General features: G+C 52.0%; 8 protein-coding genes. All 8 read left to right on the top strand.

What is annotated here, in order from left to right; translation table 11 throughout:
* Window positions 1-420: 420 nt before the first annotated feature.
* The 8 genes from OKC30_RS16320 (at window position 421) to OKC30_RS16285 (ending at window position 12,250) form a co-directional block, all read left to right on the top strand.
* Window positions 421-795: a hypothetical protein gene (locus tag OKC30_RS16320; protein WP_270664717.1), complete on the top strand. Its 375-nt coding sequence runs from the start codon at window positions 421-423 to the stop codon at window positions 793-795.
* 24 nt (window positions 796-819) lie between these two features.
* A complete protein-coding gene (locus tag OKC30_RS16315; RefSeq protein ID WP_270664719.1) occupies window positions 820-2,589 on the top strand; it encodes a polysaccharide biosynthesis/export family protein in 1,770 nt (589 codons plus the stop codon).
* 63 nt (window positions 2,590-2,652) lie between these two features.
* Complete coding sequence (locus OKC30_RS16310) at window positions 2,653-3,453, top strand: ABC transporter permease (protein ID WP_270664715.1); 801 nt, start codon at window positions 2,653-2,655, stop codon at window positions 3,451-3,453.
* Between the two features lie 22 nt (window positions 3,454-3,475).
* The gene (locus OKC30_RS16305; RefSeq protein WP_270664713.1) at window positions 3,476-4,126 is read left to right on the top strand and encodes an ABC transporter ATP-binding protein; all 651 of its coding nucleotides are present in this window, start codon (window positions 3,476-3,478) and stop codon (window positions 4,124-4,126) included.
* Between the two features lie 15 nt (window positions 4,127-4,141).
* Entirely contained in the window at window positions 4,142-5,344 is a 1,203-nt protein-coding gene (locus OKC30_RS16300) for a sugar transporter (protein WP_270664710.1), read from the top strand.
* 134 nt (window positions 5,345-5,478) lie between these two features.
* The gene (locus tag OKC30_RS16295; RefSeq protein ID WP_270674695.1) at window positions 5,479-8,229 is read left to right on the top strand and encodes a class I SAM-dependent methyltransferase; all 2,751 of its coding nucleotides are present in this window, start codon (window positions 5,479-5,481) and stop codon (window positions 8,227-8,229) included.
* 3 nt (window positions 8,230-8,232) lie between these two features.
* Window positions 8,233-10,650 carry a glycosyltransferase family 2 protein gene (locus OKC30_RS16290; protein WP_270809693.1) on the top strand — a complete coding sequence of 806 codons (2,418 nt, stop codon included), beginning with the start codon at window positions 8,233-8,235 and terminating at the stop codon, window positions 10,648-10,650.
* An 88-nt stretch (window positions 10,651-10,738) separates the two neighbouring features.
* The gene (locus tag OKC30_RS16285) at window positions 10,739-12,250 is read left to right on the top strand and encodes a hypothetical protein (RefSeq protein ID WP_270809692.1); all 1,512 of its coding nucleotides are present in this window, start codon (window positions 10,739-10,741) and stop codon (window positions 12,248-12,250) included.
* Window positions 12,251-12,528: the final 278 nt, after the last annotated feature.

Raw genomic sequence — 12,528 nt, 5'->3', positions numbered from 1 at the left:
GGGGCATGCAGTCGTGGCAAGCCCTCCGATGCCATATCGGCTCTTGAAGCTGGCTGAGGGTCATGGGTAATCAGGTAAAATTAAGCATGACGAGCATCCCAAAATGACGCAATATATGTGAGCTCGGCTCCAGCACGACTGGAAAGCTATTCAAACAGGGCTGTTGATGACTGTCGGCCTTATGTTTTTTATTTTATTTCAAGCCCCAATTTAAACCCCTAGGCCGGAACAATGTCACTTCCGTGCGGTAGCTTTTCTCTTTTTTTGCCTTTTGAGATAATGTATTCCCGTGTACAGTTTCGGTACAGCAATACCAAGGAACAACATGAGGCGAGTATTAACGCAAAACGAACACCGCTCGCAACATTAAGTTAACGTATAATTTACATTTCAAGTTTTGGCACCTGGATAATATTTCACATGAACTACGTAACCCGGTTTCTGGCGATATCGCTAGCTGTGTGTATTGCTGGCTGCGCATATGAGCCAAAGCAGGTCGAAGCCTCCCGCCCCCTCGTCAATCCATCATCGACCACAGTACTGCAAGCCATGCCTGCAAATCTGCAACAGGCGCTCAATACTCAACCTCAAGGGGCTGCACTCAGCACAAACGGCGTTACCTTCACCCTGGGTCAACGCTATGTGTCGGCCATGGGGCGTGAGTGCGTTGACCTGTTGTTCAACAACATGCAAGGCCACTCGCAAAGAAGTGTCGCATGCAAGAGTGAAGAACTTTGGTACCTGATACCTCAATTGGATCAGGCTTCTGTCAGCAGCCTTCTTGCTGAACAATAAAACTCGAAGGTATCTGTTTTGAAAATGAACGTTCGTCAGCTGAGTACCCTTCTGTTTCTCATCGGTGCCTCCTGCACCACCATGGCGGCTAGCGCACCAGACCAGGCCCAGGCAAATGGGGCATCATTTGGCTATACCCTGTCGGGTAATTCAGGCGATAACAGTCGGCCCCAACTTGGTGGCCAGTCATCGTTGAGTGGTCAGGCCAACACGAGTTCAACAACCGGCAGTTTTGCGCAACAAAATCGGCAGGGCATGTTGCTGCCAGGTGAGGCAGATGTTCGGAAGTTACTGCCACAGGCCGAGGCCGGACTTCCTCCCCCCTACGGTGCCAACCTCTTTGCCGGTGGATATGAAACCGAACGCAGCGATGGTTTGAATGACAATTACCTGATAGCACCAGGTGACAAGCTGAATATCTGGATCTGGGGCGCCGTCAATTTCTCCAATGTGGTAACGGTCGACAATCAGGGCAATATTTTCATCCCTGATGTTGGTCCCATCAATGTCAAGAATGTTCCTGCCAGCCAAATCAATAATCTAGTCACCAGCAAGATTGGTGATGTATTCACCAACAACGTCAATATTTACGTCAACCTGCTGACGACAACCCCAGTGAGCGTATTCGTGACGGGGCCGGTGATCCGCCCAGGCCAATATGCCGGACAATCGTCTGACAGCGTGCTCTATTTCCTCAAGCGGGCGGGTGGTATCGATTCAGAGCGCGGCAGCTACCGTCAAATCAAGGTCTTGCGCCAAAACCAGGTCCTCCAGCAGATCGACCTGTATGAATTCATGCAGAAAGGCAGAATGCCCAAGCTTTCCCTCAAAGATCAGGATGTGATCCTGGTGGAACCCCAGGGGCCGATGATCAATGTGGCTGGCAAGGTTCGCAACCCATTCCGCTTCGAATTAAAGCAGCGCAATACGCAGGGCTCTGAGCTCATCAATTATGCCCTGCCCCTCGCCAAGGTGAGTCATGTCGGGGTAATTGGCGATCGTGCAAACGGTCCCTTCTCTATTTATCTGCCTTACAAAGATTTTGCCCAGGTCCAACTCAAGGACGGCGACAAGGTGCTGTTTAACGATGACATGCATGCGCAAGTTTACGATGTGCAGGTCACCGGCAGTTATATGGGGCCCTCTTACTTCACCGTCCGCAAAGAGACCAAGCTGCACGATCTGCTCAACCACATTCCGATCAACCCGGATCTGGCCGATTACCAATCCATCTATCTGATGCGTAAGAGCGTGGCCATCCGGCAAAAAGAGATGCTGGAGGAATCGCTCAACCGGCTGGAGCGCAGCGTATTCACCGCGCCGGCCAGTTCGGATGGTGAGGCGACCATCCGTGCCAAAGAGGCCGAACTGGTCATGCAGTTTGTGGACAAGGCTCGCAAGATTCAGCCTCTGGGCAAGGTCGTGGTCGCCGACAAGGGCATCATCGCCAACATTCAGCTGGAACAAGGTGACCAGATTGTGATCCCGAACAAGACTGACCTTATCCAGGTGGGGGGTGAGGTGCTGATGCCACAGGCCGTGGTCTACAACGCCAATGCCAACCTCGATGATTATGTCGCCTGGGCCGGCGGGTTTACCGAGCGAGCCAATGATCAGCGCATCGCCGTGGTGCATGCCAACGGGCTGGTAGAGTTCAAGGGTCAGGGGAGTGTTCAGCCAGGGGATCAGCTCATGGTGTTGCCCAAGGTTGACAGCAAAACCATGCAGTCTGTCAAAGACATTACCCAGATCATCTATCAGATCGCCGTGGCGGCGAACGTAGCCATCAACTAAACCGCCCACACCGAACAATGCAGGCTCGCCAATCGGCGAGCCTGCCATAGGGTAAAAGACCCAATGCATAAACCCATTCTCAATCAAACACCTCGAACACCCTTGCAGGTGCTGCGCGATGTGACGTTTGGTTTGCTTATCCGTGAGCTGAAGACCCGATTCGGCAGTTACCGGCTTGGCTATGCCTGGGCCCTGCTCGACCCTCTATTGATGATCAGCGCATTTAGTCTGATTTTCGGGATGCGCAGCCAGAGTGGTTTCGGGGGCGTGCCTGTACAGGTTTTTATCACGGCCGGGTACCTGCCTTTCATGTTTTTCAACAAGGTGGTGAGTCAGCTTAAATCTGCGGTCAACGCCAATATGGGGCTGTTCTGCTACCGCCAGGTCACCCCCTTCGCCACCTTTGTTGCCCGCTTTATGCTAGAGGTGATGGTGGGCATGATGGTGGGCATTATCCTGGTGCTGGGACTGCTCTGGTTCGGTTTTGATGCCATCCCGGCAGACCCCTTGCAAGTCATCCTCGGCTATCTGCTGCTCATGGTGTTCTCGTTCTCTCTCGGTATCGTCTTTTGCGTCATCGGCAAGCTATTCCAGGAAGCGAACAAGTTCCTCAACCTATTGATGATGCCGCTGATGTTTATCTCTTGCGTGATGTATCCACTGGCGGCCATTCCGGTGCAGTACCAGCACTGGTTTTTGTGGAACCCACTGGTACATGCCCTCGAATTGATACGCAGCGGCTGGATCGCGGGATACAGCAGCCCCAGTGTCAGTTGGGCTTATTTCGCCAGCATCACCTTGCTGCTGCTGACCTTTGCCATGAGCTGCTATCGCCTGAATCATCGCCGGCTGATCGCCAGTTGATCGCCAATGAGTGCGGAATAACATGATCATTCTCGACAATGTTTCCAAGTATTACCCCACCAAGTTTGGCCGCAACTATGTGCTGCGCGATGTGAGCATAGAGCTGCCGCGGGATCGCAACATCGGTATTCTGGGGGTCAACGGGGCGGGCAAATCCACCCTGCTTCGCCTGTTGGGGGGCATGGATACGCCCAATCAGGGCAAGGTGACCCGTCTTTGCCGTGTCTCCTGGCCGCTGGCCCTTGGCGGCGGATTTCAAGGGAGCATGACAGGGCGGGAGAACACCCGTTTCGTCTGTCGCATCCACGGGGTGCGCGATAGCCGTGCCGTGGAGGAGTGGGTCAAGGAGTTTTCCGAAATCGGCCAGCACTTCGAGTTGCCGATCAAAACCTACTCCAGCGGCATGAAGTCCAAGTTTTCCTTCGCCGTCAGCATGGCCTTTGACTTTGACATTTATCTGACCGATGAGATCACCTCGGTGGGGGATGCCCGCTTCAAACAGAAATGTATCGATACGTTCAATCAAAAACGCGAGACCGCGAGCCTTATCATGGTATCCCACGACATGAAAAACCTGCGCCAACAGTGCGACATGGGAATACTGCTGCGCAACGCTGCATTGGAAGTGTTCGACGATATCGACGACGCCATCCGCATTTATCAGGATCTTTAACAAGCTGCACCCAATATGACCCAACCTATCCGTTCCGAAAAACCATCCCGCTTCGCACGCAAACTGCGCAAGCTCGGCAATGAGCCCAAACGCTTTTTTATCGACTCCAGCGGCTTTCAGATTGCCCACCGCTCCTGGCAACAGAGCCTCAAACTCGGCAGCTTTCTCTGGGTCGTCGCCTGTTTTGCCATTGCCGCCCTCTATCTGGGCATCATCGCTTCGGATCGGTATGTGAGCCGGGCTGAGCTGATGATCAAGCAGGCGGATCAGATCAAGATGCTGCCCGATGCCCTGTCGATGCTGGGGCTGGGTGGTAGCAATCATCAGGATGTGCTGCTGATCCAGGAGTACCTGAAATCCTGGGATCTGCTGGCCAAGCTGGATAAAGAGCTCGGCCTCAAGGCCCATTACCAGAGTGACAAGGCCGACTATTTTTCCCGTCTGCCACAGGATGTCAGCCGGGAGGACTTCATCGAATATTACCGCAAGCACCTGACACTGCGCCTCGATGAGCTGTCGGGGGTGCTCACCATCGAATTACAGGCATTTGATCCCGCATATGGCCAGCAAGTGGTAGGGCTGATGCTCAAGGAGTCCGAGCGCTTTATCAACAAGCTGGGGCATCAGGTGGCGCTGGAGCAGCTGGCCTTTGTCGAGCAAGAGGTTGATCGCGCCTATCAGCGACTTCAGGGTGAAAAGGCCAAGGTCTTGGCGTTTCAAAACAGCCACCAACTCATCAGCCCGGAATCCACCAGCAGCGCGCGTCTCGGGGTCGTCAGCCAGATCGAGGGCGAGCTGGTGAACCAGCAGGCGCAGCTCAAGCAACTGCGCAGTTACATGAAAGAGACAGCCCCCGCGGTCATTTCGGTACAAAGCCGGGTCGACGCCTTGACCAGGCAACTGGAGCAGGAGCGTGCCAAGCTCACCGGCCAGGATAAAGAGGCCATGAACGAGATCACCGCCGGTTATATGGATGTACAAACCCAGGCCACCCTGGCAGCGGATCTCTACAAGACGGGCCTCATCAGCCTGGAGCAGGCCAGGATAGAGGCATACCGCAAGCTCAAACACCTGCTGGTCATCAGTCAACCGAGTCTGGCCCAGGATGCGGAATACCCTCGCCGTCTCTACAACCTGGCTACGGTAAGCGTGCTGCTTATCCTCTTCTATGGGCTGATCGTGATGGGCCTGGCCACCTTGCGTGAGCACCAGGACTGACACCCCCCCTTGATAGCCAATCCATATCGTATTAGAGCCAGGGTCATGGACCTTGGTTAACCCCTCAAGAGTGTGGTCACCACAGTGACCACCGCTCTTTAATCATTGTTCAAATACCCAAGAGACCTTCCCCGATGGACCGTCAACAAAACAGCCGTTCAGTGGCAAATCGCAAGCAAAAGCCCGTAGTGCAGCCCAATACCGAACTGGACGTGATTTTCAAACGCTCCCTTTTTTGGCGTCCAACCTATATTGCGCAATCGGCCTGGCTGGAGCACATCCCTTTCGCCTTCTGGTTGGTGGAAAGCCTGCGCCCTCGCAAGATTGTGGAATTGGGGACCCATTACGGCAGTTCTTATTTCTCGTTTTGCCAGGCCGTGACAAAGCTGGATCTGGAAACCCTCTGCTTTGCCGTTGACACCTGGGGGGGTGATGATCATGCAGGGTTGTATGGCGAGGAAGTCTATGGGCAGGTCTCTGAATACAATCAGCAGCACTATTCCAGTTTCTCTACCCTGATCCGCAGCACCTTCGATCAGGCGCTGGCACATTTCCCTCAAGGGAGCATCGATCTGCTCCATATCGATGGTCTGCATACCCTAGACGCTGTGCGCCATGACTTTGAAAGCTGGCTGCCCAAGCTCTCTGATAGGGCCGTTGTCATCATGCACGACACCAATGTGAGGGAGCGCGGCTTTGGCGTATTCCAGCTGCTGGATGAGCTCAAGCAGCAGTACCCCCACTTTGAATTTGCCCATGGTCATGGCCTTGGTGTGATCGGAGTGGGCAGTGAGCAGGTACCAGAGATGAAAAACCTCTATGACCTTTTCACCAATGCCCGTGCCACCAAGCAGGTACAAGATATCTTCTCTCGCCTGGGCAAGGCCTGTGGTGATAGCTGGGAAAACAGCCAGCTCAAGCAGCAACTGGCCGCTCAGCGAGACAACCTGCAGATGGAGCAACAGCAACTGCATGAACAGCAGGCGCTCGAAAGGGGTCGCCTTGCCGAGCGCATCACCGCCCAGCATCATCAGCTGAAAACGCTTGAGATCAAACTTGAAGAGAGCAAAGCGCAAGAGGCCGAACTGACCGCACAGCAGCAACGCGCCCAGGCACTGACATCCGAGCTCGAGATGCTGCAACAGCAAGCCGCGGATACTCACGCTCGCCTTGCCGCCAGCGAGCAGCAACGCGAAGAGGTGCTAGCCGCCAAGCAGAATCTGGAGAGTGCGCTGTCACAAGCGACCCAGCAGCTCGCGCAAACCGCTGAAGCGCTCACTCAGCTTGCCCAGGAAAAACAATCACTGCTCGGCCAGCAGGCGCAAGCTAATGAAGCTCAACAAGCACTTCAGCGTCAGCTGGAGCAGCAACAGGAACTCGCCGTCGCCCATGAGCAGGCCCGGCACCAGTTGCAGCAGCAGCTCAATGATCAAGCGCTGCAACTCAATGAAGAAACGCAGCGCACCGCACAACTAACCCAGGCGCTGGGTAATAGCAACCTGGCGCTCACGGAAGGATCGCGCCAACTCGCAGACTTGCAGCATCAACTGGAGCAATCCCTTCGAACTCAACATGCGCAAGCACGTTCGCTGGCCGAGCAAGATGACACCGTCAGATTACTGCAAGAGCGAGCCAACGCCCTGCTTCAAGAACTCCGTGATCAGAATGAGACCAAGAGCCAACTGCAACTGGCCTATGGCTTGCTGGAAAGCCAGCACGACGCTCTTGGCCATGAACGCGATGCCCTGCGTCAGGAACAGATCCGGCTAAACGAGCAGATCGAGATGGGGCGGAGCGAGCTGCAAATGCAGCAACAGCAGCACGCCACACTTGTTGAAGAGCACCAGCAGCTTCAGAGCCATTGCGACACGCTCTCCCGCGACCTGGCCAACCAGCGTGAGCAGCACGATGCCGCCCAGCATGCCTGGCAGCAACAAGAGCTGCGCCTTAACACCGAGCTCAATGACCAGCAGCAGCAGATTGGCGAACTCCATCAGGCTCTGAGCGAGCGCTTTGACGAAACCGCCACCCTGACTCGCCTGCTAGAAGAGCAGGCTCAGTTGATTGCAAAGCACACCCACACCATCAAGCAGCAGGATGCGGCGCACCAACAGCTCACCACCACACTCACGGCCGCGCAGCAGCAAGTGCAGAGCGTGCAAGCGCAGTATCAGCAAGCTCAGGCCGAGCTGGCCTCGCTAAGCGCAGAAAAGCAGCAGATACACGATACCCTTTTGGCTCGCGAACAATCCTGGCAAGCAGAGCAGGCCAAGCAAGCACAGAGCCACGCCGACCTGCAACAGCAGCTCGCGGCCAGCCAGCAGCAGGCGACTCGCCAACAGGCAACACTCGAAGGGCAATTGGGTGAGCTCACTGCGAATAACAAGGAATTGGAGGCCAATATTGCCGAGCGCTTCGCTGAACTGGCAACCATGACAAGGCATACAGAGCAGTTGACCCGTCAGTTGCAACAAAAAGAGCAGCAATTAGAGCAAGCAAAAGAGCGGGCGCAGAAGCTGAAGAAGACCGTATCCTGGAAACTGACTGCCCCCGTGCGCGCCCTTGGCCGCACCTTTAAAGAGAGCCCTGCTGGGGCAACAACCTCGGTGAGCGCCGCAGAGCGTATTGCAGCCTCCGGGCTCTTTGATGAACTCTGGTATCTGCACCGCTATCCCGAAGTCGCCGATGCAGGACTCCCAGCCATCGAGCACTTTATCAAGGTGGGGGCGGATAAAGGCTATAACCCCAGCGAGCAGTTCGATACCCGCTGGTATTTGCAAACCTACCCGGATGTGGCCCAAGGAACCATCAATCCGTTACTTCATTACATCATGCACGGGAAGGCCGAGCAGCGTCACTGTCTGCCGGCCAATAAGGAACAATAAAAAATGACGGTTAACAATAACCAGGAAGAGTTGCTGGCACAATTTGATGAGCAGTGGTATCTGCACACCTATTGGGATGTCAACCAGACAGGGCTCTCTGCCAAAGAACATTTCAAACGCTATGGTCTGCTGCTTGGCAGAAAACCATGTGCCTCCTGGGGCGTTGCGCCAGCAGTAAATCAGAGAACCACTGCTATTGCCCTGCCCTATCTGGCACTGAACCAACTGTCAACCGATATTGATCATCCTCAAGGGTGGTTGTCAGAGGGAGAGGATCCTTTTTTCATCGTTGATTTAGGACAACTCTCTGGCATAGGACAAGGCTGGTACCAGTTTAATCTGACCCTGAATTGCCCAGCCAAGCAGGGGCTGGCCAAACTGTATCTGGATACCGGCAAGGGGTTTAACGAGCTTGAAACGGTCACCTTGCCATATAAAAGAGCGATGGCTTCCAGCCGTTTGTTTTATCTGGAATCCCCTCTCGTCGCCTTGCGCTTCGATCCTCTGGAGCAGGCCTCTGCATTCTCAATCACACAATTTGAGATTACTGCAGTCAATGAACATCACATCGAATCAGCGCTACTGGCTCGTATTCAAAAAGAGCATCAAAGCTATCGGGATATGCCGTTGGATAAGATCAAGGCATCTATCTCTGCCGATCGTCATGGCATCTCAATGACACAGTTGCAGGCACTCTATAACGAGACCTTCAGCTTCTCCTTGCCCTCTGTCGATTATGAAGAGTGGATAGAAACGGTAGAAGCGGCTTCACTGCCCACTCCCGTGGAAGTGGACGCCATGCTCTCTGGCATGAAAGCGCCTCCCCTTATCTCTGTGGTGATGCCAGTCTATAACCCAGCTGAAATCTACCTGCGTGCCTGCCTGGATTCCGTCTTGGCACAGAGCTATCCCCACTGGGAACTCTGTATTGCAGATGATCGCTCGCCAAAAGCCCATGTGCAGCGGGTACTGCGCGAATATGAGGCCAAAGACAGCCGGATCAGGGTTGTCTATCGCGAGCAAAATGGCCATATCTCGGCGGCGTCCAACAGCGCCCTGCAGATTGCCAAGGGCGATTTCGTGGCCCTGCTGGATCACGATGACGCCCTGCCAGAGCATGCCTTGCTATTTATGGCGCAGGCCATCTGTGAACGGCCCCAGACCCAGATCCTCTACAGTGACGAGGACAAGCTCAATGGTCGCGGCGAACGCTTTGACCCCCACTTCAAGAGTGACTGGAACCCAGATCTGTTCTTCTCTCAAAACTATGTCTCCCACTTAGGGGTCTATCGCCTCTCGCTGTTGCAACAGATAGGCGGGTTCCGCCTTGGCGTTGAAGGCAGTCAGGATCAGGATCTGCTGCTGCGCTGCCTGCCCCATGTGACGGCCACGCAGATAGTCCATATCCCCCGCGTGCTCTACCACTGGCGCACCATAGAGGGCTCCACGGCCCTGGCCTCCGGCGAGAAGAGTTACACCACGGATGCAGGCATCCAGGCACTGCGCGACTATTTCGCTGGCCAGCAACCCGGTGTCAGGGTAGAGGCAGGCCTGGTGCCCAACACTTATCGGGTGCGCTACCCCATCCCCGAGCCAGCCCCTCTGGTCAGCCTGCTGATCCCCACCCGGGATCGCCGCGCCCTGACCGAAACCGCGGTGCGCAGCATCCTGAAGCGCAGCACCTATACCCACTTCGAGATCCTGATCCTCGATAACGGCAGCGTCGAGCAGGAGACCCTCGACTTCTTTGCCCAGATCCAGCACGAAGACAGCCGGGTCAAGGTATTGCGCTACGATCACCCCTTCAACTACTCGGCCATCAACAACTTTGGCGCTCGCCATGCCAAGGGGAGCATCGTCGGTCTGGTCAACAATGATGTCGAGGTGATCAACCCGGAGTGGTTGACCGAGATGGTCAGCCACTGCCTGCGATCGGAGATCGGCTGTGTGGGAGCCAAGCTCTATTACAGCAACGATACCCTGCAACACGGTGGCGTTATCCTCGGCATTGGCGGCGTGGGTGGCCATTCCCACAAGCATTATCCTCGCCACCACCCGGGTTATTTCAGCCGTTTGTTGCTGACCCAAACCCTCTCAGCCGTCACGGCCGCCTGTTTGCTGATTCGTAAAGAAATTTATGACGAGGTCGCCGGGCTGGATGAAGAGAACCTGCACGTAGCCTTTAACGACGTGGACTTCTGCCTGAAAGTGCGCGAGGCGGGTTATCGCAATCTCTGGACCCCCTACGCCGAACTCTATCACTACGAATCCATCAGCCGGGGGGCCGAAGACTCACCGGAGAAAATTTCCCGCTTTAACAAGGAAGTTAATTTTATGAAATCCAAGTGGGGCAAGCATCTCGAACTCGATCCCTTCTACAGCCCCAACTTGACTATAGATAGAGAAGATTTTTCTATTTAAGGCAATAATATAAAATCGAATTAGGTATCACTATATATCTGTATTAAAGATACCTACCGCATTACCTTTAGCATTTCGGAGATTATTAATGATTAATATTGCTGTTTTGGGTGCATCTAATTCCATTGTTGGAGGTGGTTGGCATAGTCGTTTAAGACGTAGTGATGTCAATCTTAAGTGCTTTGCTGTCGGAGGTTCAAATTCAGGCATTGGTATCTATAAGCTAGTCCAAGAGTCTGTATTAAATTGGGCAGATCTTGTTATTATTAACTTCGGTGTGACTGAGCATGAAGAGTTGAAATTTGGGTATATTAGTGAGGAACATTTATACCTACTCATCTCTAACCTATATAGGATGATATCAGCCTCAGGCCTACCGATGATATCATTATCACTACCTATTATCGCTGGCATTGAAGATTTAAATAACGATGTTTCTTATAAAATCCATAAAGCATGCGCTATCGAAACAAGCTCTCTTTTTATAGATGGCTATCAGTTTACTAAAGAAATTATTCAAAAGAGTAACGGCTTGCCCGCTTCTTTCTTCTTTCTAGATCAACATCATCTAGCCCCTTGGGTTGCCAAGCATATAGGAATGGTAATTGCTGAGATTGTTAACGATTTCGTTACGCTCCCTAAAAATACCCCAAAGTCATATACGCTAAAGAAATTTGATATACTTGACGCCAATACCATTGCAGACTTAAATAATTTAGAAACCGTGACACGTGGCACTAGTCTATTAAAAGAGACGACGGCTATCTTGAGTAAGAATGATACTATTGGATTCACTAGAGCGGCTAGTTTGCATGGATTATATGTAGACTGTGGTATATCTAGTGCGAAGCTGACAATCACCTCTATTAATAAAAGAGTTATTAAAAACTACTTTTGTGCATCACAAAATGCTAAGAAAGACAGTGTTCAATTTAAATTTTGCACTTTTCATAGTCCAGTCGGTGTTGATAAAAGCTCCACTATCTCCATTGCTGCTCATGATGCAATCGTCAATGAGAGTAATCGAATGGAGCGAGAACCTATCGATCCAAATGGTCAAGCATATATTTGTGGAATTTTGTTGTCTTATGAGAGTAACTCCGTCACATGCTATGTAAGAGATACCTCAAAATTAGCTACTATTGTAGTAGATAGATTAGCTATTCGCGCAAATGACTGTGCCGATATAACTAGATTCAAGTACATAGATTCCGGATTGATAGACCTAGTAAATGTTTGTGAAAGTAGCCATGCTAGCATTGGAGACTATATCTATTATTTAAGAGATATGTTTGCTAACCTTGGCTTAGATAAGGCGAATAAAGCCTTGACCGCATTTATAGAAAAAAACGCCATTATAAAAAACTTTAAATCCGATTATCAAATAATCGCAGAGTCAGACTTCTTTGATCGTGACTTTTACTTAAATACCTACCCTGATGTTCACAACGCAGGGGTTGATCCCGTTTCACACTACATTAAGCATGGTTGTGCCGAAGGACGAGTCCCATCTAATAAAATTCATATGTATCCAGAGATACATAGCGACTCTAGTAGAGACATAAATAAAGTCATTTCATTACTCAGAAATAATGCATAATACCAAGAAAGAAAATTTTTCTTTTGATTTATTTTTTCTTTCTATAGAAAGACTTTTGCTTTAACCATCGTAGACTGGTCATTCAACTAAATAATGACCAGCCTCTTAAATGAATTTGGTTTATCAATGTTAAATATCACGATTGTTGGGACTGGTTACGTGGAATTTTCTATTGCAGCGCTGCTTTCACAACATAATAAAACCTGATTACCCATGATTAGCAGTCACCACGAGCTATACTGATCTTACGTACAGTTACTGAGGTGCGAGATCATGGC

Origin of the sequence: Aeromonas sp. QDB18, assembly GCF_027705325.1 — a bacterium.
Lineage (GTDB): Bacteria > Pseudomonadota > Gammaproteobacteria > Enterobacterales > Aeromonadaceae > Aeromonas > Aeromonas caviae.
Note: the sequence above shows the minus strand (reverse complement) of the source record. Positions and strands in the feature narration are given on the sequence as shown.